30 protein-coding genes are annotated in these 24,390 nt (G+C 67.6%); 24 read left to right on the forward strand and 6 right to left on the reverse strand.

Annotated features, from left to right (window positions below; all coding sequences use genetic code 11):
• The first annotated feature begins 121 nt into the window (after positions 1-121).
• Together C9412_RS05040 and C9412_RS05045 are read left to right on the forward strand one after the other, a co-directional pair.
• Positions 122-1,426, forward strand: coding sequence for a hypothetical protein (locus C9412_RS05040; RefSeq protein ID WP_107230612.1), 1,305 nt, complete (start codon positions 122-124; stop codon positions 1,424-1,426).
• A 297-nt stretch (positions 1,427-1,723) separates the two neighbouring features.
• Positions 1,724-2,464, forward strand: a complete 741-nt coding sequence (locus C9412_RS05045; RefSeq protein ID WP_107230613.1) for a DNA/RNA non-specific endonuclease — start codon at positions 1,724-1,726, stop codon at positions 2,462-2,464.
• 56 nt (positions 2,465-2,520) lie between these two features.
• Here the strand turns inward: C9412_RS05045 and C9412_RS05050 are convergent, their stop codons facing one another.
• Positions 2,521-3,459, reverse strand: a complete 939-nt coding sequence (locus tag C9412_RS05050; protein WP_258189998.1) for an NAD(P)-dependent alcohol dehydrogenase — start codon at positions 3,457-3,459, stop codon at positions 2,521-2,523.
• 214 nt (positions 3,460-3,673) lie between these two features.
• Between C9412_RS05050 and C9412_RS05055 the strand changes: the two genes are divergently transcribed.
• Together C9412_RS05055 and C9412_RS05060 are read left to right on the forward strand one after the other, a co-directional pair.
• A complete protein-coding gene (locus C9412_RS05055) occupies positions 3,674-4,615 on the forward strand; it encodes a LysR family transcriptional regulator (protein WP_107230615.1) in 942 nt (313 codons plus the stop codon).
• A gap of 22 nt (positions 4,616-4,637) precedes the next feature.
• Positions 4,638-5,333, forward strand: coding sequence for an HAD family phosphatase (locus C9412_RS05060; RefSeq protein WP_107230616.1), 696 nt, complete (start codon positions 4,638-4,640; stop codon positions 5,331-5,333).
• A gap of 7 nt (positions 5,334-5,340) precedes the next feature.
• On the opposite strand, the gene C9412_RS05065 is transcribed toward C9412_RS05060, so the two are convergent.
• The 4 genes from C9412_RS05065 to C9412_RS05080 all read right to left on the reverse strand — a co-directional run bounded on the left by C9412_RS05065 (position 5,341) and on the right by C9412_RS05080 (position 7,889).
• Positions 5,341-5,571, reverse strand: coding sequence for a hypothetical protein (locus tag C9412_RS05065; protein WP_107230617.1), 231 nt, complete (start codon positions 5,569-5,571; stop codon positions 5,341-5,343).
• Positions 5,568-5,993 carry a VOC family protein gene (locus C9412_RS05070; protein ID WP_107230618.1) on the reverse strand — a complete coding sequence of 142 codons (426 nt, stop codon included), beginning with the start codon at positions 5,991-5,993 and terminating at the stop codon, positions 5,568-5,570. Before C9412_RS05070 ends, C9412_RS05065 begins: the two co-directional genes overlap by 4 nt.
• A 10-nt stretch (positions 5,994-6,003) precedes the next feature.
• The gene (locus tag C9412_RS05075) at positions 6,004-6,465 is read right to left on the reverse strand and encodes a helix-turn-helix transcriptional regulator (protein WP_107230880.1); all 462 of its coding nucleotides are present in this window, start codon (positions 6,463-6,465) and stop codon (positions 6,004-6,006) included.
• 68 nt (positions 6,466-6,533) lie between these two features.
• The gene (locus tag C9412_RS05080) at positions 6,534-7,889 is read right to left on the reverse strand and encodes a sigma-54 dependent transcriptional regulator (RefSeq protein ID WP_107230619.1); all 1,356 of its coding nucleotides are present in this window, start codon (positions 7,887-7,889) and stop codon (positions 6,534-6,536) included.
• A 396-nt stretch (positions 7,890-8,285) separates the two neighbouring features.
• Here C9412_RS05080 and C9412_RS05085 point away from each other — a divergent pair, with 396 nt between their 5' ends.
• The 15 genes from C9412_RS05085 (at position 8,286) to C9412_RS20850 (ending at position 18,006) form a co-directional block, all read left to right on the forward strand.
• Positions 8,286-8,816: a hypothetical protein gene (locus C9412_RS05085; protein ID WP_107230620.1), complete on the forward strand. Its 531-nt coding sequence runs from the start codon at positions 8,286-8,288 to the stop codon at positions 8,814-8,816.
• Positions 8,817-8,839: 23 nt separating this feature from the next.
• On the forward strand, positions 8,840-9,430 hold the full coding sequence (locus tag C9412_RS05090) for a hypothetical protein (RefSeq protein ID WP_107230881.1): 591 nt from the start codon (positions 8,840-8,842) through the stop codon (positions 9,428-9,430).
• Between the two features lie 43 nt (positions 9,431-9,473).
• Entirely contained in the window at positions 9,474-10,790 is a 1,317-nt protein-coding gene (locus C9412_RS05095; protein WP_107230621.1) for an adhesin, read from the forward strand.
• Between the two features lie 99 nt (positions 10,791-10,889).
• Complete coding sequence (locus C9412_RS05100) at positions 10,890-11,591, forward strand: C39 family peptidase (RefSeq protein ID WP_107230622.1); 702 nt, start codon at positions 10,890-10,892, stop codon at positions 11,589-11,591.
• 13 nt (positions 11,592-11,604) lie between these two features.
• Positions 11,605-12,354: a hypothetical protein gene (locus C9412_RS05105; protein ID WP_107230623.1), complete on the forward strand. Its 750-nt coding sequence runs from the start codon at positions 11,605-11,607 to the stop codon at positions 12,352-12,354.
• 47 nt (positions 12,355-12,401) lie between these two features.
• Positions 12,402-13,706: a transporter gene (locus C9412_RS05110; RefSeq protein ID WP_107230624.1), complete on the forward strand. Its 1,305-nt coding sequence runs from the start codon at positions 12,402-12,404 to the stop codon at positions 13,704-13,706.
• Between the two features lie 240 nt (positions 13,707-13,946).
• Entirely contained in the window at positions 13,947-14,237 is a 291-nt protein-coding gene (locus tag C9412_RS05115) for a RebB family R body protein (protein WP_005416648.1), read from the forward strand.
• Positions 14,238-14,280: 43 nt separating this feature from the next.
• A complete protein-coding gene (locus tag C9412_RS05120) occupies positions 14,281-14,550 on the forward strand; it encodes a RebB family R body protein (RefSeq protein ID WP_005416649.1) in 270 nt (89 codons plus the stop codon).
• A gap of 26 nt (positions 14,551-14,576) precedes the next feature.
• Positions 14,577-14,843 carry a RebB family R body protein gene (locus C9412_RS05125; RefSeq protein WP_107230625.1) on the forward strand — a complete coding sequence of 89 codons (267 nt, stop codon included), beginning with the start codon at positions 14,577-14,579 and terminating at the stop codon, positions 14,841-14,843.
• Between the two features lie 60 nt (positions 14,844-14,903).
• On the forward strand, positions 14,904-15,176 hold the full coding sequence (locus C9412_RS05130) for a RebB family R body protein (protein WP_005416651.1): 273 nt from the start codon (positions 14,904-14,906) through the stop codon (positions 15,174-15,176).
• 70 nt (positions 15,177-15,246) lie between these two features.
• Positions 15,247-15,483 carry a RebB family R body protein gene (locus C9412_RS05135; protein WP_107230626.1) on the forward strand — a complete coding sequence of 79 codons (237 nt, stop codon included), beginning with the start codon at positions 15,247-15,249 and terminating at the stop codon, positions 15,481-15,483.
• A complete protein-coding gene (locus tag C9412_RS05140; RefSeq protein WP_107230627.1) occupies positions 15,480-16,064 on the forward strand; it encodes a RebB family R body protein in 585 nt (194 codons plus the stop codon). The genes C9412_RS05135 and C9412_RS05140 overlap by 4 nt, the downstream gene beginning before the upstream one ends.
• Positions 16,065-16,112: 48 nt before the next feature.
• Positions 16,113-16,460 carry a hypothetical protein gene (locus tag C9412_RS05145; protein WP_107230628.1) on the forward strand — a complete coding sequence of 116 codons (348 nt, stop codon included), beginning with the start codon at positions 16,113-16,115 and terminating at the stop codon, positions 16,458-16,460.
• 20 nt (positions 16,461-16,480) lie between these two features.
• Positions 16,481-17,560, forward strand: coding sequence for a hypothetical protein (locus C9412_RS05150; protein ID WP_107230629.1), 1,080 nt, complete (start codon positions 16,481-16,483; stop codon positions 17,558-17,560).
• Complete coding sequence (locus tag C9412_RS20850) at positions 17,557-18,006, forward strand: hypothetical protein (protein ID WP_258189999.1); 450 nt, start codon at positions 17,557-17,559, stop codon at positions 18,004-18,006. Before C9412_RS05150 ends, C9412_RS20850 begins: the two co-directional genes overlap by 4 nt.
• A gap of 55 nt (positions 18,007-18,061) precedes the next feature.
• On the opposite strand, the gene C9412_RS05160 is transcribed toward C9412_RS20850, so the two are convergent.
• Complete coding sequence (locus C9412_RS05160) at positions 18,062-19,564, reverse strand: helix-turn-helix domain-containing protein (protein ID WP_107230631.1); 1,503 nt, start codon at positions 19,562-19,564, stop codon at positions 18,062-18,064.
• Positions 19,565-20,024: 460 nt separating this feature from the next.
• Here C9412_RS05160 and C9412_RS05165 point away from each other — a divergent pair, with 460 nt between their 5' ends.
• The 5 genes from C9412_RS05165 (at position 20,025) to C9412_RS05185 (ending at position 24,112) form a co-directional block, all read left to right on the forward strand.
• Positions 20,025-20,291: a CD225/dispanin family protein gene (locus C9412_RS05165; RefSeq protein ID WP_181358665.1), complete on the forward strand. Its 267-nt coding sequence runs from the start codon at positions 20,025-20,027 to the stop codon at positions 20,289-20,291.
• A gap of 57 nt (positions 20,292-20,348) precedes the next feature.
• Positions 20,349-21,233 (forward strand): NAD(P)-dependent oxidoreductase, encoded by an 885-nt coding sequence (locus C9412_RS05170; RefSeq protein WP_107230633.1) that lies wholly within the window; start codon positions 20,349-20,351, stop codon positions 21,231-21,233.
• 111 nt (positions 21,234-21,344) lie between these two features.
• A complete protein-coding gene (locus C9412_RS05175; protein ID WP_107230634.1) occupies positions 21,345-22,484 on the forward strand; it encodes an SPFH domain-containing protein in 1,140 nt (379 codons plus the stop codon).
• 21 nt (positions 22,485-22,505) lie between these two features.
• On the forward strand, positions 22,506-23,858 hold the full coding sequence (locus C9412_RS05180; protein WP_107230635.1) for a hypothetical protein: 1,353 nt from the start codon (positions 22,506-22,508) through the stop codon (positions 23,856-23,858).
• Positions 23,855-24,112 carry a hypothetical protein gene (locus tag C9412_RS05185; protein WP_107230636.1) on the forward strand — a complete coding sequence of 86 codons (258 nt, stop codon included), beginning with the start codon at positions 23,855-23,857 and terminating at the stop codon, positions 24,110-24,112. The genes C9412_RS05180 and C9412_RS05185 overlap by 4 nt, the downstream gene beginning before the upstream one ends.
• Positions 24,113-24,390: the final 278 nt, after the last annotated feature.

Consider the following 24,390-nt stretch of genomic DNA (forward strand, 5'->3'; position numbering starts at 1 on the left):
GCAGCACGACGGCGCAGCGCCTTGCTGTACGCCCGGGTATGGAAGGCACCCTCGCCCCGCCAACGACGATCGGCCGCAACCGCTACCATGCGCGCACGCCACACACCGATGCAGGGATGCCATGGAGTTGCGACGTTACGCACTGATGTGCCTGTTGCCCTGCGTGATCGGGCGGGCTGACGCGGTTGATACACCGATGGCCGATGCTGCGGCGCATGCTGTTTTCAGCGAAGCCGATGCGCTGTGCCGCGCTGACGACGGCGCGCTGTGGGGCGCATCGCTGTGTGGACCGATGATGCTGGTCGATGCCGCCAGCCGTGAGCTGAAGGCGTCGCAGCAGGATGCACAGGGCGCCCTGAGCGCGCGTGGCGCGATCTTCGTCGGCCAGTTGCCCCCCGATGCACTGGTGGCCAACACCGCCGTCGACTGGTCCGGCACACGCTGGACGCAGCTGCTGTGGCCACTGCCACAGGATGACGCGCGGCGCCGCACGTTGCTGGCACACGAGATGTTCCATCGCCTGCAGCCGGCACTGTCCATCGCCGGGCCGGTCGAAGGCGGTAATGATCATCTCGACACCCTCGGTGGGCGTTATCTGCTGCAACTGGAATGGCGGGCGCTGGCCGCCGCATTATTGGCCAACGACGACAATGCCCAGCGTATCGCGGTGAGCGACGCCCTCGCCTTCCGTGCCGAGCGCCATCGACGTTTCCCCTCAGCCGCGAAGGAAGAAGCGGCACTGGAATTGAACGAGGGCCTGGCCGAATACACCGGCGTGCGGGTCGGCAATCCGACACCGGCCGCGCGTATCGAGGCCGCGCTGCACGATCTTCGCGCACACGTCGACGACCGCAGCTTCGTCCGATCCTTCGCCTATGCCACCGGCCCGGCCTACGGCCTGCTGCTGGACCAGGCCGCACCGCGCTGGCGCAGCGCGCTCGACCAGCCCCCCCGCGATCTCGGTACGCTGCTTGCGCAGGCGTCGCGCATCGAGCCGACCCTGGACGAACCGGCGATGCGTGCGGCGGCCAACCGCTACGACGGTGCGGCGCTTCACCGCGCCGAAACGCTGCGCGCGCAGCATCGGCAGGCACAGATTGAACGCAACCACGCGCGTTTCGTGAGCGGGCCGGTGCTGCGGCTGGATCTGCGCCGCATGCGCATCCAGTTCGACCCCAACAGCGTGCAGCCGTTGCCGGGCAGCGGCGCGGTGTATCCGACGCTGCGCCTGACCGATGACTGGGGCACGCTGCAGGTGACCGACGGTGCGTTGATGCACAGCGACTGGAAAGCCGTGTTCGTGCAGGCCCCTGCAGCGGACGGGCCGCTCTTGCAGGGCGACGGTTGGTCGCTGCAGCTCGCGCCGGGCTGGTCGGTGGTGGCCGGCGCACGCGCTGGCGACTACATGCTGAAGGCGCAGCCCTGATCTGTTCGGCAGGAAAGGCCTGGCCTTAGCATGCGCGCATTTCACCCACCCATCGCCTGATCTGACACGTCGCCAGTGCTTGCGCACTGTCACAGCTTCGCCTTTTCCTCGTTGACCGAAAGGCGACAGCTTGTGACGCTTGTGCCACCGCACGGCCGGTCTGGCCGCTTCGCCGCGGTCACGCTCCACCGCAATCGGCAGCACCCGCATTCCGCATCCGCAGTGTCTCCCCATGACCTCGCCACGGCCAGGTCGAGGTGGACGGCTGCGCCCTGAATCTTCTGCTGGAGAACCGCAATGCGCCTTGCAAGCTTCGTCTTCGCGTTCGTCCTCAGCGCCTTCGCCGGCGCCGCCCAGGCCCAGGTCGTCACCCTCAACAAGGGCGGCTTCGTGCTGACCTACGACTGTGACATCCACAGCGCCACCCGTTACGAATACACGCTCACCGCTGACACCGGTTCGGCGGCGCGGCCGTCCAGCTTCTACAAGGACCCGGACCTGCCGGCCGGTTGCCTGGGCCAGAACAGCACCGCCTCCTATGCCAGCATCAAGTCCGGCTATGACCGCGGCCACCTGGTGACCTCCAACCACATGGACTACAACGCGACCTACATCCGTCGCGCCAACTACATGACCAACATCGTTCCGCAGGTGTCCAGCTTCAACCAGGGCATCTGGGTGAAGGCCGAGAACGTGGCCGAGTGCTACCGCGACATCGCGCCGGTGGACGTCTACGGCGGCGTGGTCTATGGCGATGCCGCCAACGACTACTTCCTGGCCAGCCATGGCATTCCGACCCCGGAGTTCTTCTGGAAGACGATCATCACCCGCGACCCGAACACCGGTACCGCCAAGGCCATCAGCTGGATCATCCCCAATGAAGCCAACCTGGGCAGCCTGGACAGCTACCTGGTGACCATCGCCGATCTGGAGGAGCTGCTGGGTGCCAGCTACGTGGCCATCAACGCACCGGCCTCGCTGAAGAACATGCTGCCGGCCACCACCTGGCCGCAGCCGGCCGGCTGCGACCTGGGCTGACTGCCGATCTGCCTGTGCGTGCGCTTCCCGCGCCGCACAGGCGCTTTGCCACTCGATCAGAGCTCGTTTACCCGAATCACCACCTTGCCAAATGGCCCTTGCTGGAGCCGTGCGAAGGCGGCCAGCACATCGGGGAAATCATGGACTGAATCAATCACCGGTTGGATGCCTGCACGTTCGATGACGGCATTCATCGCTTCGAAGCTCGCGCGATGACCGACTGAAACTCCTTTCAGCGCGCCACATCGCAGCATCAGCGGAAGGGCGGGCAACTGCAGCTCCCGTCCCTGCAGGAAGCCGATCTGCAGGATCTGCCCACCAATGGCCAGCGCCTGCACGCTCTGGGCGAGATTGTCGCCGCCAAGTACCTCCAGCACATGGTCCACGCCCTTGCCTTCGGTCAACGCCACTGCCCGGGTTGCCCACTCCGGATCGCTGCCGGTGTTGATTCCGGCCCAGGCACCCAGGCGCTGCACCCTGTCCAGCTTGGCCTCGCTGCGCGAGGTGACGATCACCTTCGCACCCAGTGCCTGCGCGAACTGCAGGCCGAACAGCGAAACCCCTCCGGTGCCTTGCACCAGCACGGTCTGCCCGGAAGCCAGCCGGCCGGTCTCAGCCAACGCGAACCACGCCGTCAGCGCCGCCACTGGCAATGTGGACGCTTGCACGTCTGACAGCGAAGGGGGCGTAGCAACGGCGACGGCCTCCGGCAACACCACATATTCGGCCAGCATCCCGGGCAGCGGTCCACCGAGGGAGAGGCCGTGCTGGAGGATCGCATCGGGCGGCGGGCCATCAAGCCATTGCGTCCAGAAATTGCCCATCACCCGCTGGCCCACAGTGAAGCGTCGCGCGCCCTCGCCAACGCCGACGATCTCCCCGGCCATATCCGATGCCGGCACAAAGTGAGCGGGCAGTTGGCCGGGAAGCAACGCACCGTCCACCATCAGGACATCACGGTAGTTGAGAGAGACCGCTCCCACCTTGACCAGCACTTCTCCGGGCGCGGGTTCCGGCAAGGGGCGCCGAGCGCAACGGAGTCTGGCCAGGCCTGGGCCGGTCAGTTCCCAGGCATTCATCGTTGAAATGGACACGGGGCTTCTCGAAGCTGCGCAGAAGTGCGCCCAGCCAGTCTATTGACGCGCCGAGGTGGCCAGTTGCGGAATATTCGATCTAGACTGGCGCCAATTCTTCTTCAATCAGCAAAACATGACCACGTACAGCGCGGCACGCCTGCAGGGCATCAGCGTATTCGTGCAGGCCGTGGATGCCGGCAGCTTCACTGCCGCGGGGCTGCGCATGGGCCTGAGCAAATCCGCCGTAGGCAAGAGCGTGGCCACACTGGAGCGGCGGCTGGGTACGCGCCTGCTCGATCGCACCACCCGACGTCTGGCATTGACCGTGGAGGGCGCGGAGTTCTACCGGGTTTGCCGCCGCATCCTGGCGGAGCTGGATGAGGCCGAATCCCATGCTGCTTCGCGCCGGCGGGAGCCCGCTGGCGTGCTGCGGGTCAGCCTGCCCGTTGCGTTCGGGCAGCGCTGGGTCATGCCGATACTGATCGCGCTGGCGCAACGCCACTCCGGTTTGCAGCTGGACGTCAGCTTCACCGACCGCGCCGTGGATCTGCTGGAGGAGAACATCGATCTTGCGGTGCGACTGGGACCACTTGCCGAGAGCAGTTCGCTGTCCGCACGCGCACTGGGATACCAACGTTCGATGATATGTGCGGCACCTGCCTATCTGCGGGCGCGCGGCATACCGCAGAACATCGCCGATCTGGCCGCGCACGACTGCGTCACCTTTGGCAGGCAGGGGCATGTGCTGCCTTGGACGGCGCCGGGTCCGGACGGCACGCTCGTCCGCCATCGCATCCAGGGCCGGCATCGCATCAGCGATGGCGAGGCGTTGCGGTCTGCACTTCTGGCAGGCCTTGGCATTGGCGAGGCGACCACCTGGCTGGTGGGAGAAGAGCTCCGCAGTGGCGCGCTGGTCGGGGTAATTTCGGCGGACAGCATGCAAAGCGCGCCCATCCATGCGATCTGGCCCACGACCCGGGACCTTGCTCCGAAGGTGCGTGCGGCGGTGGATGCGCTGGTGGATGCGTTCCTGCCCGTTCCGCCGTGGGAAGATAGGCGCCCCGTCGCACCGTGATTGCAATTGCCAGGAGCTGTTGATGTCCCCCTACCCCTTCGATGCCGTGCTGTTCGACTGTGACGGCGTGCTGGTCGATTCCGAGCCGCTGGTGGCCCGCGTGCTCTCGGAAATGCTGACCGAGCGCGGCTGGCCGTTGACCCCGGCCCAGGCCGGCGAAGTCTTCCTCGGCCAGTCGGTGGCCCACCTGGCCGGGCTGATCGAAGAACGCACCGGCAAGCCGTTCACCGAGGCATGGCTGGAGGAATTCCGCCAGCAGCGCAACATCGCGCTGGAACGCGACCTGCAGGCCATCCAGGGCGCGCCGGCGGCGGTACGTGCGATCGCCGCGGCGACCGGCGGGCGTATTGCCTGCGCCTCCGGTGCCGACCTGCACAAAGTGCAGCTGCAGCTGGGCAAGGTCGGCATCCTCGATGCCTTTGGCGGCCACGTCTACAGCGGCCAGGACCAGGCGAACACCAAGCCGCACCCGGACGTCTATCTGGCAGCCGCCGCCGCCCTGGGCGTGGACCCGAAGCGCTGCGCGGTCATCGAAGACACCGTGACCGGCGCGACCGCCGGCGTTGCCGCCGGTGCCACCGTGTTCGGCTTCAGCGAAGGCGGCCCGCACCACAGCACGCCGGAGGCACTGCGTGCGGCCGGTGCGCAGGTGATCTTCCAGCGCATGGAGGATCTTCCGGCGCTGTTGGCCGCCTACGCCGCCGACGCGGCAGCCTGAGCCTGCATCACCCCGCAGCACCGGGCGCGGTGCTGCGGCGTCTGCCTGCGTAATGCAACCCGAACAGGTACAGGCCGGTGAACAATTGCAGGAACAGCGGCGGCAACGGCGAATAGGTGATCCACGCCGCCGGCTCCCCCTGCCCCAGGCCACGGGCGATGAAATTGGCGATCACCGCCACGGTGAACACGATCGAGGTCCAGCGATGCACCGGTCGCGCCCAGCTGCCGCGGCTCATTGCCGCCGCCTCATTTCGGAACGGGCTTCAATCATCTTCCAGCCGTTGCCTGACGGGTCACGGAATCCGGCATCGATCGCACCAAAGCGCTCGATCGGCTCCTGGGTGAACTCCACGCCCTGCGCCTGCCATTGTGCATGGCGCGCCCGGCAATCCTCCACGGCCAGCACCAGCGGTGGCATCGCGCCCTTGGCCACCAGCTGCTGCAGGGCCAGTGCCGTCGCAGCATCGTGGGTCGGCGGTCCGGGCACGAACAGGCCCAGCTGGAATCCATCCTGACCGGGACTGCGCACGGTCAGCCAGCGATAGCTGCCGTTGCGGACATCGGTATGGACTTCGAAGCCCAGTTTGCCGACGTAGAACTCGAGTGCTTCATCCTGGTCGCGTACATACAGGCCGACCGTGTTCACGGTGTTCGTCATGGGACCTCCCTCAGGTGGGGTCCACGTTAGCAACCGCCTGGCGGCGACGCTTCTCCAAAACTGCGATGTTCAGGTCCGGGCGCTGCGCGGCACGGGCATGGCATTCGGGAACGTGATCGGCGCCTGCATGGCCGGACCGCTCGCGCAGGCGCACATTGCCCGGGCTGTCGCCGGTGATGTCACGGAAGATCCGACCGAAGGTGCCGAGGCTGGCCCAGCCGGTCTGCGCCGCGATCTCGGTGACCGGCAGATCGGTCTCGCGCAGCAGCGCCACCGCCCGCTCGATGCGGCGGCTGAGCAGATAACGATGCGGCGGCAGGCCGAAGGCCTGTTTGAAGGCCCGCGCGAAATGCGCCGTCGACACCGCACTGACCTCGGCCAGGCGCGAGACCGGCCAGTCTTCGTGGCTGGCATGGTCCATGCGGTCCTTGGCACGCAGCAGGCGGCGCAGCAGTTCAGGGCTCTGGCTCATCTCGCGCAGGGTCATGCAGACAATGGATAGCGGAGCGTGTGCGGCGCGGCATCGGCCGTCAACCCGGATCAGCGCTGCGCAGGCAGCTCCAGCCGGTGCTTGCGGCACAGCCGGTACACCGTCACCCGCGAAATCTGCATCTGCCGGGCGCATTCGGACACGTTGTAACCGGTCTGGCGCAAGGTCTGCAGCAGCACATCACGCTCGGCCTGGCCGCGCGCATCGTGCAGCATCGCACCGGGCAGCGCCTGCACCGGTGCGCCCAGCTCAAGATCACGCTCGTTGATCAGCTCGCCCTCGGCCATGATCGCCGCCCGCTGTACCCGGTTCAGCAGCTCACGCACATTGCCCGGCCAGTCGAAGCGGCGCATTGCCTGGATCGCCGCCGGCGAGAAGCCACGCGCGCGCACGGCGTGGCGCAGGCGGAAGCAGCGCAGGAAGTGCTCGGCCAGCAGCTGTACATCGGCGCCACGCTCGCGCAAGGGCGGCATCAGCAAGCGCAGCACGTTGAGGCGGTAGTAGAGATCACTGCGGAAGCGGCCCTGGGCCACCGCGTGTTCCAGTTCGACGTGGGTCGCGGCCAGCACCCGCACATCGGCGCGCAACGGCTGGCTGCTGCCGACCCGCTCGAAGGTGCCCTCCTGCAGCACGCGCAGCAGGCTGGTCTGCGCCTCGGCCGGAAGATCGCCCACTTCGTCGAGGAAGACCGTACCGCCCTGCGCGGATTCGAAGACACCGATCTGGCGCTTGTCGGCCCCGGTGAACGAGCCGCGCTCATGCCCGAACAGCTCCGACTGCACCAGATTGGCCGGAATCGCCCCGCAGTTGACCGCGATGAACGGCTTGCCCGCGCGCCCCGACAGCGCGTGCAGCGCGTGTGCGGCCAGTTCCTTGCCGGTGCCGGTCTCACCGGTCACCAGCACCGGCAGCTCCACCGGAGCGAACTTGTGCAATACCGTGCGCACCGCATGCAGCGCCGGGCTCTCGCCGATCAGGGCGCGCGGCCCCTGGCCGCTGCACGCCGCCTCAGCGGGCAACTGGTCCGCATCGAACTGCTGGCGCATCGCGCTGACCAGATCCTGCAAGCCGAATGGCAGCGTGAAGCGTGCCTGGCAGTGCTGCAGCAACGGCAGCCACGCTGCCGGCATCGCACCTGCGCTGGGCGGCAGAACCGCCAGCCATGGCAGATGCTGGTGCTGCTCGATCCACGGCATCAGCAGCTGCAACGCAGCTGCATCCAGGTGGCGAAGGTCCAGCACGGCCAGCAGCCGGTCGCGCCCGCGCAGGCCGATGGCCATGCCCGGATCAGGATGGATGCTGCGCACGTACCAGCCTGCGGCCGCCAGCGCACTGCGCTCAATCGCCAGCGGTTCACCAAACCAGAGTACGCAACGCGATGTAGAAGCCTCCGGGACCGCCGCCATGCTTCCCCCAGCAACCGGACACCGTCGGCGGACTGTCGGGCAATCACCGGCGTGCCGCCCCCCGCCGGGACCTCTAACGGCCACCACGGCGGCCTTTGTTGGGCGGATCCTAGCGCTGCGCTAAACGGCTGCGCAATGAGCGCCGCGTCAAGATCTCGCCAGCTGAAGCGGCACCGTTGCAGTCGGCGGCCGCACCTGTAACAGGAATGCGACAGGCCGCGCCCCGCCTTGCCCTGCGGCACTTGGGGCTGCGCAATCCCAACACTTTTCCCACACGGTTGTAACACCCCGGCGCCACCCCGGGCGCGCGCGCCCTGGCCATCTGTTGGCGGGCGGGCCTCGTGAAGTTGGCACGGTTGATGCGTCCCTCCGCCGCACCCACCGCGGGAGATCGGCATGGACGGCACTACCCTCATTCGCAGCCTGGCAGCCGCACTGGCGCTGGCCTCGTTGTCGGCTGCCCCCAGCGTCGGCGCCTCCGGTGCTCGCCAGGGCGTGAAGGCGCAGCCGGGCGAAATTGTCCTGCTGCGCGATGTGGCGGCGCGGCCGGCCTACCGGATGGCCCCGCCGGGCATGGCCCTGATCGCCGACCCGAAGCCCCAGCGCGAAATCGCCACTGCGCTGGGCACTGGTGCCGCAGGCAGCGGCATGGACGAACTGAGCGAGGAAGACTACGCCGGCATGGGCGCCGGCCGCAGCGCCGGGCCTGCAACGCCACACGGCACCACCGTCGAGCGGGTGACCCAGCAGGCCCTGGGCGGCACGCTCGGCCGCAGCAGCGAGGGCATGCTCGGCAGCAGCCTCGGGGGCACCATGAGCGGTCCACTGGGCGCGGTCGGCAACAGCACACGCGGCATCGGCGATACCGTTCGCGGTGCGCTTGCGCAGTTCCCGCTGCAGGGCCCGGCCCCGGCAGGTGGCAAGTGAAACGCCACTGCTGGCCGCTGCTGATGGTGGCCTTGGCCCCGCTGCCGGCACACGCCGATGACTACACCGGCATGCTGGCCTACCTCGACGTGACCCGCATCGACGGCCGCGCCCTGGCCGGCGCCAGCGGCGCGATCGCGGTGAACCAGGCCGCCGGCGATCTCAACCTGCAGGGCAATCTGCGCGGCATCGCCAGCGGCGAGCGCGCCGACGTGGCCATCAACGCGCAGCAGCTTCAAGGCGGCAACCGCGTGCTGTCGGCGCCGCTGCATGCACGCGCCGACATCGGCGGCGATGCACTGGCGGGCGCCAGCGGCATCGCTTCGATCAACCAGGCCAGCGGCATCGCCAACACGACGCTCAACGTCGTCAGCGCGACGCTGGCCCGACAGGGCATACGCGAAACCGACGACACGGCCTTGGCCGCCGAAGGTTCCGCGTTGGCAGGGGGGCGGGACGACGCCGGTCGCGGCGTTGCGACGGGCACCCGCAGCGCCGGTGTAGCCAGCACCGCGCTGCGGGGATTCGACGGAGTCCTGCAACTCAATCAGGTCGCGGGCAGCGGCAACGATACGGCCAACGTACTGGGCCTGGTCGTGCAGGACCGCCCGTGACAACCACCCACGCGATGCACCATCCGATGAGAGAGAGGGCACCATGAAAGCGACCGTCAAACAGACCATGCTCGCCATGGCGATTGCCACTGCCTCGACCGCCGCTGCGGCCAATGGCTGGGACAACCAGAACGCCAACGCGAACATCAACCACAACCACACCGTCAGCGAGACCCGCAACGACACCCACAACCACACCGACAACGACGTGCGCAACCGCACCGTCAATGTCAACGTACAGAAGCACAGCAACATCCAGACCGACGAACGCAAGGAAAAGAACAACCACGGCGTCGACGTGAACCTGGAAAAGGACCTGCGCCTGAGTACCGACGTCAATTTCTCCGGTGATCCGAGCATCAATGGCGACATCGACCTGGACTCGGCCGCGATCGCGGTGATCGACAACCGGCAGTCGATCAGCAACAACGCCACCAGCAACAGCCTGGTCACCAACAGTGCGTCGATCGGTGACAGCGTGGGTGCCGGTGCCTCGGGTAACCTGGGCTTCAACGTCGTCTCCGGCGACAACAATGCGCAGGACAACGCGGCCTCGCTGTCGGCGGCCGACGCCTCCTTCAGCTTCGGCATGGCCGACGCCGAAGTGTTCGTCAACCAGGCCGGCTTCGGCAACGCCACCATGAACTCCGGTGTGACCAACGCCGCGGCGCTGGGTGGCAATGCCTTTGGTGGCGCGTCGGGCAACATCGGGGTGAACATCGCCTCGGGCAACAACAACGAGCAGAAGAACGCACTGGCCGCATCGGTGGCCACCACCGCCGTTGCCCAGTCCAGCATCAGTTCCAACCAGGTCTCCACCGGCAACACGGTCAGCAATGCCGGCTTCGTGCAGTCCTACACCGATACGGTGCAGGTCGGCATGCACGGTGGCGTCAGTGGCCTGACCCTGGCCTACGGCGCCGGCACCTACCGTGGCACCGGCAACGCCTACCAGATGGCCAACTACTACCTGGATACGTGGAGTGGCGATCTGCCGCACCCGGGTGGCAACAGCACCGGCCACATCGACCTGGACAACGAGATCCAGAACGCCACGATGAACCCCAACCGGCCGGGGGTGGGCGGCCTGGGCTTCGATACGCGTGAAAGCGGCACCAGCCAGTTCGTCGAACTGGGGGTGGCCGACCTGTACGCCAGCCTCAGCGGCACGGTCAGCACCACACGCTGGGTGAACGTCAATGCGACCAACACCTCGGCGCTGTCGGGCAGTGCGTTCTCCGGCGCCTCCGGCAACATCGGCGTGAACGTGGCCGCCGGCACCGGCAACCTGCAGGCCAACAGCCTCGCCCTGGCGGTCGCCCAGCCCAGTACGGGCGGCGGTGGTGGCAACGGCGAGTAAGCGCAACACCCCGGCCGTCCGCCAATGGCCGGGTCCCCGGGAGCCCCTGTTCCTCCTCCCCCTTGGGACAGGGGCTCCCCCCTGCTGACGGAGAACGACATGTCCGGCTGTCGCGCGTGGTTGCTGCTGATGACCCTGTTGCTGCTGGGCACGGGCCCGGCGTGGGCGGGCGATGTGCGTTTCAGCGGTGTGCTGCCCAACGGCGCGCTGCTGCAGCAGAAGGTGGAGAGCATGCAGGAGCGGCGCTACCGCAACGTGGTGCGCCAGCACACCGACTACAGCTGCGGTGCGGCGGCGCTGGCCACCATCCTGCGCCATGCCTACCACCTGCAGACCGATGAAGCGACGGTGATCGAAGGGATGATGGGGGTATCCGATCCTGCACTGGTAGCCGAGCGCGGCTTCTCGCTGCTGGACATCAAGCGCTACGTGGAGTCGCTGGGCATGCGCGGGCGGGGCTATCGCATCGACGAGGCGCGGTTGCGCACGCTGCGCGTTCCCGGCCTGGTGCTGATGGATGTGCGCGGCTTCCGCCACTTCGTGGTGCTCAAGCAGGTGCGCGACGGCTACGTGGAGGTGGCCGACCCGATTCTCGGCAATCGCAGCCTGGCCCTGCCCGACTTCCTGGCGGCCTGGCCATCACGCGCCGTGTTCGTGGTGATCGGCAGTGATTTCGACCGCAACACCGTCCTGCTGCAACCCAGCGAACGGCCCAGTGCACGCGCGCTCTACGCGCGACAGGGGCCGATCACCGATGCGGAACTGGTGGACTTCGGCTTCAGCCACGCCGACCTGTTCTGAAGGAGGCACGCACATGTTTCGTCAATGTTGCTGGATGGCCCTGCTGCTGGCGACGCCTGCCCTGCCGATCCGGGCAGCGGAGGCCGCCCCCGGCCGTGGCCTGACCGAGATTCCAGACCCGGAACTGAACCTGATGCGCGGGCGCTACACCGTGGGAGGCAACACGGTGGCGTGGTTCGGGGTGACCATGGTGTCGCAGTGGCAGGCCGGTAATGGCGCCGCACTGCAGGGCGCACTGACGCTGGGCATGGATTTCCGCGGCGGCGGCGCCCCCCGGCTGAGCTTCCAGCCCAGCGTGCAGGTCACCGCGGCCGATGCGCCGCTGCCGGACACCTCCGGCCGCAGCATCGACAGCAGCGGGCTGGCCAATGCCAGCGGACTGGTGCAGAGCGTACAGGTGGCCGGCGATGGCAACGTGGCGCGCAACGCGACCACGCTGACCGTGCGCGATGGCGCCGTGCCCGCCGGCTTCAGCGACGGCGCGCATTCGGCCAGCGCACAGCAGGCCGGCATCAATGCCACTGCGGCATTGGATGGCAACCAGGCGCGCCTGCTGTTGAAGGTGGATGGACAGGGTCTGGTGCAGCAGTGGATACGCAACGGCAGTGTCGGCCAGGGCATTGCCCTGGTGGGCGATGGCCAGAGCGCCAGCAACCAGCTGCGGCTGGAGCTGGTACGCGATACCGCGGGCGGCAACCTGCCGTTGAGCCAGAACGTGGCCCAGGCGATTGCACTGAACCGCGGCATGGGGCCGGGCCAGTAACAGCGGCCCGGCATTGGGGGAAGCGAGTCACAACGCAGGGCACGAACATGCACACCCTACTGAGGATCACCCCGCTGGCGCTGGCGGCGCTGGCAGGCACCGCGCTTGCCGCGCCGCCCACACCCGGCGCTGGTGCCGACGATGGCGCCGACGTGCAGGCACTGGCCAACCAGCTGGAGCAGCTGAAGAGCAACTACGCCCAGGAAGTGCGACGGCTGCGCGAGCTGGACATGCAGGTACAGGCGATGCAGGCCCGCCTGGCGGGCCGGGCCGGCCCGGACGCCGCCGCTCCTGCGGCGCCGCTGGCACAGGCTGCGGCCGCCGCCGTTCCTCCCAGCAGTGAAGGCTATGCCAGCACTGCCGCCGAGGCGCAGCAGGCCAAGCAGGAATCGCGACGCAGCGTGGATGATGTAAAGCAGCAGCAATCGGCGCTGTTCTCGCGTCGCTTCACCCTCGAGAACAGCCTTACCTACGCGCGCTACGATCGCAAGCAGCTCACCCTCAACGGCTTCCTGGCGCTGGATGCGATCTTCCTGGGCAACATCGCCATCGAGAACGTGGAGTCCGATTCGCTCACCTACAACCTGGCGGCGCGCTGGGGCGTCAGCCCGAACCTGACGTTGAACCTGGACGTGCCGTACCTGGCGCGGCGCACTGTCTACCAGAAAGGCGGTGCCGGTGGCGCGGCGGCGGCGATCGCGCAGGAAGAGACCAACGGCAATGGCCTGGGTGACATCGGACTGAGTGCGAACTACCGGTTGTTCGGCGAGCGTGGCTGGCGCCCGGAAACCGTGCTCACCGCCGGGGTGACCGCCCCCACCGGGCGCGCACCGTATGGCCTGGACTGGAAAGTGATCGAACGCGACGACGATGACTACATCCGCTTCGCGGTGCCACGCGAGCAACCCACCGGCAACGGCGTCTGGCAGGCCAATTTGGGCCTGTCGATGGTGAAGACCGCCGATCCGGCCATCCTGTTCGCCAATGTGGGCTACGTGCACTCGTTCGCGCGCAGTTTCGACGATATCGACAGCAACCCCGATACGGTCAATCCCGGTGAAGTGAAGCTGGGCGGTTCGGTGTACTTCGGCGCGGGCGTGGCCTTCGCCTTCAACGAGCGCACCAGCCTCAGCCTGTCCTTCAGCGACCGCATCAGCGCCCGCGCCTCGACCCGCTTCGAGGGCGGCCAGTGGGTGAAGGTGATCGGCAGCGACGCCAACGCCGCGTCGCTGAACCTGGGCGTGACCTATGCGCTGAACCAGCACACCACCCTGGTGACCCTGCTGGGCATCGGCCTGACGCCGGATGCGCCCGACTTCACCCTGGCGTTCAAGATCCCGTACATGCTCTAGCAGCCCCTGCGCTGCACCGGCAGGGGGCGCACGGCCCCCTGCCCCGCGGCATCGACGGTGCCGATCAGCAGATCCGCCGCATCCCGGCCGCGCCTTCACGGGGATCGCCCCGCATTCTTCGTCGATTCCGCCAATCCGGCGGCGTCGTCATTTCCTACGCTGGGCCCACGGTGAAGCACAGGCAGTTCCCCCCAAGGCACCGTGACTACCCCGCACTTCCACTTTCCGCAGGAGCAGCACATGGCATTTCCAACCGCGGTAAACGACCAGATCACCGACTCGGTCACCCAGGCCAACACCAAGGTGCTGGGCGATGCGCCCGCCGTGGCAGTGGGCAATCTCTACCAGGCCACCGCACAGGCGCTGGCCAACGCCGCCCACAACGCCACCAACGCGCAGCAGCAGTCCTACGTGACCGCGCAGTCGGCGACCACCATGGGTGTGGCCACGCTGTACTCGATCGATACCGCCACCACCGCCGTGGCCAGCAAGGAAATCCTCAGCACCCGCGTGCGCGGGCTGGGTTCCTGATCCGTCGTTCCGCCGCTGACCCGCCAACCCAAAGGAGCAAGACATGGCATTTCCGACCGCTGTAAACGACCAGATCACCGATTCGGTTACCCAGGCCAACACCAAGGTGCTGGGTGACGCCCCCGCCGTGGCGATGGGCAATCTCTACCAGGCCACCGCGCAGGCGCTGGCCAATGCCGCCCACAACGCGACCAACGCGCAGCAGCAGTCCTATGTGACCGCGCAGGCGGCCACCACCATGGGCGTGGCCACGCTGTACTCGATCGACACGGCCACCACCGGCGTGGCCACCAAGCAGATCCTCGGCGCGTAACGCGCCGGCAGGCAAGGAGCTGATCCATGGCGTTTCCCACGGCCGTCAACGACCAGGTCACCGATTCGGTCACCCAGGCCAACCTGCAGGTGCTGGGCGTGGCACCGGCCACGGCGATGGGCACCTTGTACCAGGCCACCGCCCAGGCGCTGGCCAATGCCGCCCACAACGCGACGCTGGCCCAGCAGCAGATGTATGTCACCGCCCAGGCGGCCACCACGATGGGCGTGGCCCTGCTCTATGCCGTCGATACCGGCGCCACCGGCGCCGCAACCCGGAAGATCCTCGGCTGATCCAGCTGAATGTCGTCGATCTCCGTTCCTGTAGTGCAGTCCATCCAAGGAGCTTTCACCATGGCATTTCCCACCGCCGTCAACAGCCAGATCACCGACTCGGTCTCGCAGGTCAACACCAAGGTTCTCGGTGATGCGCCGGCGATCGCAATGGGCAACCTGTTCGTGGCCACCAGCCAGGCGCTGTCCAACGCCGCCCACAACGCCACCAACAACCAGCAGCAGTCCTACGTGACCATGCAGGCGTCGACCACCCAGGGGGTGTCCACGCTGTATGCGATCGACACCGCCTCCAATGGCGTGGCCACCCGCGAAATCCTGGGCCTGCGCTGACGTGTTGGCCCGGCGTGACGTCGCCCACCGCGCCCCCGCCCCGGGTGGCGTCACGCCGGGCCCCTGATTGATGGCCGCGCCGCCTGCCATCGGCTACCTGCTGGATGCCACCAGCAGTGGGTCCGCGCTGGCGATCGGCCTTGCCCCGTCGTTTGCGATGTCCGCCACCTACCTGGCGATGGCCGACAGCATCGGCCTGGCGATGCAGAACGCGGTGGCAAACCAACAACGTGGCCAGGTGACCGCCGGCGCAAGCCTGGCCCAGGTCCTGGCCCTGATCATCCAGAAGGGAGCCGTTCCATCATGAGCAGTGACAACACGGTCAACAGCCAGATCGTCGACAGCGTCAGCGCCGCCGCCACGCTGCTGGTCGGCCAGGCGCCGGCGCAGGCTTTCGGCATGCTGGACATGGTGATGCTGGAGACCCTGAGCACGGCCATGCACAACGCGGTCGCGCGCCAGCAGGGCGCCGGCATGGTCAGCTCGGCGGCGGTGACCGCGGCCTGCGCGAAGATGATCAACGCGCCGTGGCCGGTGCCGCCCCCACCGCCCGCGCCGGCACCGCCACCGCCGCCGAACGTAATCCCGCTGCCCGGCCCGGTGCCGGCCCCACCCTCGCCTTCTGCGGTGATCGCCGCGGCCACCGCAGAAGGAAAGACCGCCATCAGCGTCCTGCAGGCACAGACCCACGGTGCCACTGCCGACGCTGCGGCCGCCACCGCCAGCCTGCACACGCTTGAACAGCTTGCAGGCGAAGGCGCGGCGCCCGCGCCCGGTCCTGCGCCCGACTCCACGCCCGGTCCGGATCCGGCAGCGGGTCCCGCCCAGGACCCCGCGCCCGACTCCCCTTCCACCCCGGCGAGCGACGGCACTGATCCCGCCGCGTGACGCCGCGCCGGATGCGTCCGGCCGCCCACCGCCCCTCAAGGAGCCCGTATGGACCCGAGCAACGTCAACGCCCAGGTCATCGATGTGATCAACCAGGTGCAGACGGCCACCATGGCCAGCACCGTGGTCAAGACCAGCGGTGCCGGCAAGGCCTACCAGTCGGTCGCGCAGTCGGCGGCGATCGCCGTCCAGGATGCCGCCGATGCGCTTCGCAACGTCTCCACCATCGCCACCACCGCCGCCGGTGTGGCCATGGCCCAGTACCTGGCGACGGGAGACGAAAAGTATGCGAGGGTACTGACCCAGGCGCAGACCATGATGCAAGGGGCTACCGACGACTTCACACGGGTCGGCAGTGCGGCTGCGACCGTCCTCAAGGATTTTCCGGCCGCATAGGGCCGCAAGGAGAGCCACGCATGAGCGTTTTCATTGACGGTCGTTCCATTCCTCACCTCGGCCAGCTCGGTCCACGCACCCGGCGCGTGCTGCACTTCATCGATGGCGGCCACTACTGGCTGCAATGGGCGATCGATTCGCACGAGCACCGCTACATGTTCGCCGACGAAGGCGCGATGCTGGACGGCGTACAGCAGGGCCTGCATGGTTCGCGCATGACGTGGTTGCCGCAGGCGGGCCTGCAGGTCAGCCCCATCAAGCTGCTCAGCCTGGGAAACGACGAACTGGATGTGCTGCGCCAGCTTGAAATGGGCCCGTCCAGCAGCCCGCTCGTCAACGAGACCCACGCGGTACTGACTCGCCACGGCCTGCTGAGCAACACGCAGCTGGAGGCCTTCCGCCCGTTCCTGGTCGCCGTCGACGCCGGCGATGCGCCGCTGCTGCGCCAGCTCGATTTCCGTGAGTCGCTGGCGTTGTACCAGCTGGCCGCTGAGCAGGGCAGCGCGGGCCAGGCGACCGAGGCCCAGGCCGAGGCAGCGCGGTTCGCCCTGCTGCATGCGCGCAGGCCGATCGAGTTCGCCGACTACTATCGCTTCTACCAGCGCGTGCACCCGACCGGCAGCAGCAGCGAACTGCGCATGGAACGCGCTACCCATGCGCTGCAGACCCTGTTGCCGATGCTGTTCGGTTACCTGGATGGGCCGCAGCTGCCCAGCCTGCCGTCGCCGGACCAGGTGCGCGCGGCGATTGCCGAGACCCTGGCCGCGAACCGCCAGATCGGCTACGCGCGCATCTCGCTGGCGGCGCAACAGGTCGCCCTGTTCCTCAACGATGGTTCGGGTCTACCGCTGGACGGTGAACGCCTGCGCGAGGCCACACGGCGCCAGCTGCGCAGCGCGCAGGTCTTCCTCAACGAACATCCGGTTGCCCGTGGCCAGCTTGGCCAGGATGGCGCAAGCCTGCTGTTCGCGATCGATGGTTCCAAGGAACAGGCGCGCGTGCAGGTGGAGGACAACGTCATCACCCTGCAGGACTATCGGCGTATCCGCCATTTCATCCACGATGACGCCGAGCAGGGCTTCGAGGCGGGCGCAGTGTGAGCCCGGACCGGCCTGCCGCGCCCGAAGACGGCGTTCCGGCCGCCACCGCCGCTCTGGCCAGCGCCGCCGGGGTGGCCGTGGCCGCTGGCCGCCTTGCGGCGCGGCAACAGGCGCAACAGATCCTGGCCGATGCCCAGGCGGCATTGCGCCACATCCTGGGCGGCCACCGCGACGGCGCCCCATCCCCAGCCCCAGAAGGAGTTCCTGCGATGACCTTCCCGACCCCGCTGCCCTCACCGCCCACCCCTGACTACCCGAGTGGCAAGACACCGATGCAGATCGCGCAGGAGATGGCCGACGCGGCCATGGCCGCCAGCGAGGCCGGCATCCGCGCGGCGATGGCGGTCTCACAGCAGGCGGTCGAGGCCGCCAGCGAAGCGGCGCGGCGTGCCGACGAGGCGGCCGAAGAAGCGGTACGCCGGGCAACCGAAGCGAACGCCAGGTAGCGCCCGCTGCGGCGGTGACTCGGCCCGGCCAGGCCTGCGCCTGCGCCGGGCTTTTTCATTGCTCCGGCGTGCGGCGGTAGCTGCGCGGGCTCACCCCGACCACCCGGCGGAAGCTCTTCTCGAAGTGGCTCAGGTCACCGAAGCCGACCTGCAGGGCGACATCGGTGATACGCAGGCGCTGGCCGCCGCGCAGCAGCTGCTTGGCATGTTCGATGCGCAGCTGTTGCAGCAGCAGCTTGAAGGTGGTGCCCAGTTCGCTGCGGAACAGGAACCCCAGGTGCGACTGGCTCACATGCGCCTGGCGGGCCAGGTCGCCCAGGGTCACCGGCTCGGCGGCATGGTCCTTCAGATAAGCCAGCGCCCGTTTCAGACCATCATGCAGCCCCTCATGTGCCGACACCGGCGCGGCCACCGCGTCCTCCTGCCGGGTGGCCTCGGGCGCAGGCGGGTCGATCGCCGACGATACCGGTACGGGGGCCGCTGCATCGGCGCTGGCCACCAGCCCCGGCGCGTGGCGCAGCACGTCCTCGCGGCGGATGCTGCGTCCACCGGTCATCACCGCCAGCCGCACCACCACCCGTTCCATTTCCAGCAGGTTGCCGGGCCAGTCGTGGCTGCGCAGGGTGTCCAGCACGTCGCCGCCGATGACCTGCGGGTTGAACCCATGCATCTGCAGCGAACGCGCCACCAGGGCACCAATGTCTTCGGTGCGCTCACGCAGCGGCGGAATGTCCACGGTAAGGAATTCCAGCCCGGCCAGCAGCGCACGCGAGAACTGCCGCTCGCGCACGCGCTGTTCCAGGTCGGCGCTGGTGGAAGCGATGACCCGGATGGCGCGCACCGGGTCGGCGTCGACCGTTGCCGCCTGCAGGCCGCGGATGCTGTGCGAGAGCTGGCCCTGCAGAGCGGCAGGCAGCTCATCCACTTCATGCAGGTACAGGGTGCCGCCACCGGCACGACCGAACCAATCGGCCGGCTCACCCTGGGCGTGCGCACAGTTGATCTCCACGAACGGCCCGCGCCGTCTCGGGCCGCCGCTGTGCAGCGCCGCGGCCAGCTCCATCTTCTCGGTGCCGAACTCACCGCGCAGCAATACCGGCAAACGACTGGCGGCTGCGCGCTCGACAAACTCCTCCATCCGCTTCAGCGCGTCACAGGCACCGACCAGCAGCAGCGGCCGGCTCAAGGCCTGCTCGGCCCAGGCCTGCGCTTCGTAACGCTTGATCAGATGCGCACAACGGTGTGCGAACAGCTCGCCCAGCGCCAGCGCCCGGCTGTCCAGACCGCCGGGCTCTCCCTCCAGCTGCAGCTCACCCAGCACCTCCCCCCCGTAGCGGATCGGCACGCGTTGGCTCGAACCGGGTGCCTGCGGCGGCGACGCTGCAGTCGCCGTGTCCTCCGCGCTGCCGGTGCCGGTGCCGGTGCCACGCAGATGCACGCGCCCACCGCGCAGGGCCTGATGCTGCGAAAACTCCTTCACGAACGCACCCAGCAGATCCGGCAGGGACCGGTGTGGCCGATAGGCGCGCTGCAACATCTCACTGACTTGCCTGTGCATTGAAACTCCCCTTTCGAATGGCGACCCGGTGCCGTTGCACCAGCCGATCGCGCAATGCGTAGCGTTCTGGCCTCATTGCGTGATGCTGCGATGCCGTCGCCGCACCCCGCACCAGCCGTTGCATACGCAGATCAACGTTCACGCTGTCCGCCCCCATGCCCCCAGGGAGTTGCCGTCGGTAGCTCGACGATGCGGACGTCGGACGGATCGGGATACCCGCAACACCCTGGCCGGCGTCGCTGCTCCCGATTATCGAAAGCGAGTTTCAGGAAAATCGTGATGATAATCACGTGAATATTCAGGTCCGGCTTTTCGCCCCTCGTAGCGGAGGCGTCAATGGCAGGCTTGGACGCTGCTTTGGCGCCTGCCAGTGATGACTGGTCACTGCCCAGTGTTCACCCTGTTTCCAGCCTCGCATGCGGCGTACATAATCCGCGCCCCAATCACGGAGATTCACTGCATGGAACGTACCACTGGCACCAACACGGCCCCGAAGAACTACCTGATGTGGGCCATCCTGAGCATCTTCGGTGGCTTCTGGCCGTTCGGCATCGTTGCCACGGTCTACGCCAACCGCACCTCGTCACTGGTGGCCGCCGGCCAGATCGGTGCCGCCACGGTGGCCTCACGCAAGGCACTGCGCTGGCTGATCGCTTCGTTCGTCACGCTGCCGTTGTGCGTGCTGCTGCTGGTGGGTTACGCGCTGATCCTGCGCGCCGGCGCCTGAGCCAGCCAGGACCGATCTGCGGCATGATGGGCGCCCTGCCATGATCCGGAGCCTGTCATGCCTGTTGGATTCCTCGGCCTGGGCGTGATGGGAACGCCGATGGCGGGTCACTTGGCGCGCGCAGGCACTGCGGTGCTGGGCTGGTCGCGCTACGGGCGTACCTATCCCGCCGCGCAGGCGGTGGGCATCGGGGTGTGCGCATCGCTCGACGACGTGTTCGCGGCGTGCGACACCCTGATCCTGATGCTGGCCCATGACGAGGCCATCGACAGCGTGCTGGACCGCCACGGCGCGGCCTTCCGCGAACGCGTGCAGGGCCGCCTGCTGATCAACATGGGCACCAGTTCTGCCGCGTTTTCACAGGCCTTGTGCGAACAGGTGCGCGGCGCGGGCGGGCGCTACGTCGAAGCGCCGGTGTCCGGATCGCGCGTGCAGGCCGAGGCCGCACAACTGGTCATCCTGCTGGCCGGGGCGCCGGCCGATGTCGAGCAGGCCACAGCCCTGCTGGCGCCATTGGGGCGGCAATGCGTCGCCTGCGGCGTGGTTCCGTCGGCACTGCGCATGAAGCTGGCGGTGAACCTGTACCTCATCACGCTGGTCACCGGGCTGGCCGAGGCGGTGCACTTCGCCGAAAAGCACGACATCGCGCTGGAGCGCTTCGCCGAGGTGCTCAATGCCGGGCCGATGGCCAGCGACGTGTCGCGGATCAAGCTGGACAAGATGATCCGCGACGATTTCCAGGTGCAGGCGTCGATCACCGATGTACTGAAGAACAGCGGACTGGTGGCCGGTGCGGCGCGCGAGGCCGGCATGCACGCCGCACTGATCGAGGACAGCGACGCGCTGTTCGCCCGTGCCCAGCAGATGGGCCTGGGTGGGTTGGACATGGCCGCCGTGCTGCTGGCCATCCGTGCCGGCCGGGCCGGTGCCGACGGACACTGACCCGCGCTGGCCCGGGTTCATCTTCCGGCACCACAGGGGTCGGCGCCCGCTGCTATATTCGGTCCAGCTTGGCAGGCATGGTGCCTGCCCACGAATCTCAGGGAGCGGGTCATGGGTCTGGTACAGGCAGTGAAGGGTGCAGTCGGCGGCGTGCTGGCCGACCAGTGGAAGGACTTCTACACCGTGCCGACGGGGCTGCCGTCCACCGCCGCACTGTTCGCCGCGGTGCCCCAGGGCACCAATGCCGGCCGCGGCTCCAACACCAGCGGCTCGTCCAACATCATCAGCAACGGCTCGAAGATCATCGTGCCGGAGGGCTATGGCCTGCTGCTGTTCCAGGACGGTGCCATTACCGCATTCGTTGCCGAACCCGGCGGCTACGAGTGGCGCTCGGACGATCTGAATTCGCAGTCGATCTTCGCTGGTGACGGCCTGGTCAGCACCTTCATCAAGCAGAGCTGGGAACGCTTCAAGTTCGGTGGCCAGCCGGGCTCGCAGCAGGCCGCCTATTTCGTGTCGCTGAAGGAACTGCCGGACAACCGCTTCGGCACCCAGTCGGAAATCTATTGGGACGACGGTTTCCTCAATACCCAGGTCGGCGCGGTCACGCGTGGTTCGTACACGCTGAAGATCGTCGACCCGATCCTGTTCGTGAAGAACTTCGTACCGGCCAGCTACCTGCGGCCGGGCCAGGTGTTCGACTTCACCGACCTGGACAATGCAGCGGCCAGCCAGCTGTTCAATGAAGTGGTCGGTTCGCTGGCGCCGGCGTTCAGCCTGTACACCAACGATCCCGGCAAGGGCAACCGCATCACCAAGCTGCAGCAGGATTCGCTGGGCTTCGCGCAGAGCCTGTCGGCCGCGGTGGAACAGGGCTACCAGTGGAAGTCCGACCGCGGCCTGGCCATCGTCAAGACCGCGATCGTCTCCATCGAATACGACGCCAACACCCGCGAACTGCTGAAGACCGTGCAGCGCGCCGATGCCCTGTCTGGTTCGCGCGGCAATTCCAACCTGCAGGCCAGCGTGGCCCAGGGCATCCAGTCGGCCGGCGAGAACGGTGGCGCGGCGGGCCTGGTGGGCGTGGGCATGGCCTCGGGCATGTTCGGCGTGGGCGGCATGCAGCAGCCGGTGACGCCGGCCGCCGATGACCCGGTGGCCAAGCTGAAGAAGGCCAAGGAGATGCTGGATCTGGGCCTGATCACCCAGAGCGACTACGACGCACTGAAGGCCAAGGCACTGGGCCTGTAACGGGCAGGACGCACGACGACCATGTCCGATCCCCGAAACGGCCCACCGCCGCTGCCCGGATCCGCGCCTGCGACACCGCCGCCACTGCCGGCGGCGTCGCTCGATGGCCCGGGTTCGCCGCAGGACGTACCTCCCCTGCCCGGCAGCTTCCCGCTGGACGCCTCGAAACTGCCACAGGCGATCCGCGATGAAGTGGAAGCGCCCGACCCGCTGGCCATCGATACCTCGGCCAGCGAACTGAAGGACGGCCTCAACCGCTGCCCCAAGTGCGGCGCCACCGACATCCGGCCCAAGCCCGGCACCGACATCCTCATCTGCATGTACTGCCGTCACCAATGGCATGGCGAGCGGGTGGAAGAGGCATTCGGGCTGGGCGAGGACATCGACCAGCTGCGCGGCACCGTCATCGCCTCCGGTGCGCGTGACATCGATGCCGACACCTCAGCGCTGATGACCTTCAAATGCACCGGCTGTGGTGCCGAGGTGACGGTCAACACCGAAAGCACCATGACCGCACGCTGCCACTGGTGCCGGCATGTGTTCGGCGTCAACGAGCAGATCGCCAACGGTGCCGTGCCCGACGCCGTGCTGCCCTTCCATATCAGCAAGGACGATGCGGTAGCGCGCATCCGCCAGTTCGTGGACAAGCGCCGGCTGTTCGCGCTGAAGGCCTTCAAGCAGCAGTTCACCCCGGAAAACGTGGTGGGCGTGTACCTGCCCTACATGATTGTCGACAGCAATGTCAGCGCAGCGGTGGCCGGCAAGGGCGAGATCCAGACCCGCCGCTACGAAGTGGGCAACGACAAGAACAAGCGCACCGTGTACGACGCCGATGTCTACCAGATCGAGCGCCAGGTCGATTTCACCGTCGACGATCTGCAGATGGAATCCTCGGCCGAGCGCGGCAACCTGGATGTCAGCGCCAACACCAACAACATCATCAACACCATCCTGCCGTTCGACACCAAGAACGCGGTGAAGTGGAACGCCTCCTACCTGGCAGGCTTCACCTCGGAGAAGCGCAACGTGGACGTGGAGAAACTGCGTCCGCGGCTGGAGGACCAGCTGCTGTCGATCGCGCGCTCGCAGGTGGAAGCATCGGTACGCGGCTACAACCGCGGCGTGCGCTGGGAGCAGGAGCAACTGGAGGTCCACGGTACCCGCTGGGTATCGATGTACCTGCCGGTCTGGCTTTACTCCTACCACCAGCCTGGCCGCAATGGCGGCATGCTGCACTACATCGCAGTGAACGGCCGCACCGGCGAAACCATGGGCAGCGTGCCGGTGCAGCAATGGAAGATGCTGCTGGCGGCACTGGCCGCCGGCACCGTCATCGAAACCCTGGCAATTGCAATCCTGATGGCAACCTCATGAGCGACGACAGTGGCCTCTGGCTGTTGGCGGCAGGCCCGGCCGGCGCAACCGCGCTGTACTGGGCGCTGTACCGCTACTACCGCAACACCGACAAATCGCACGCCTTCGAGCACGAGACCGAGGTCAAGGCCAAACCGGTCACCGGCTCCAACCAGAAGGTGGGCCAGGTACGTGGCACTGAAGCCACGCGCATCGACGGTGACAACGTGTACGACTATCGACGGCGCGTGGTCCGCGTGAAACCCGAGCCGTAGCGCCAGGCCATGCCTGGCTGAGATCCGAAGACGCCCCGACGACGACGGTGAACGGCTTCAGCCGCGGCGCTGTGCACGCGCCGCTGTCTGTGGCCTGCTTCGCAGATCGTCGCCAAGGCGCATGCCTATACTACCGCCGCTTCCACCCCGGCCATCACTGCGCCAGGCGGTGGAAGCGGCGGGGCTGGATGGCCCCGTCGGGCCGGCCACCCTGCTGCCGCCGGCCCTGCCAGTGATTTGTAACCCAACGCGGTTCAACCAATCACCAGGGGGAAGGC

This window comes from Stenotrophomonas sp. Nf1, from assembly GCF_003028475.1.
Taxonomy (GTDB): Bacteria; Pseudomonadota; Gammaproteobacteria; order Xanthomonadales; family Xanthomonadaceae; genus Stenotrophomonas.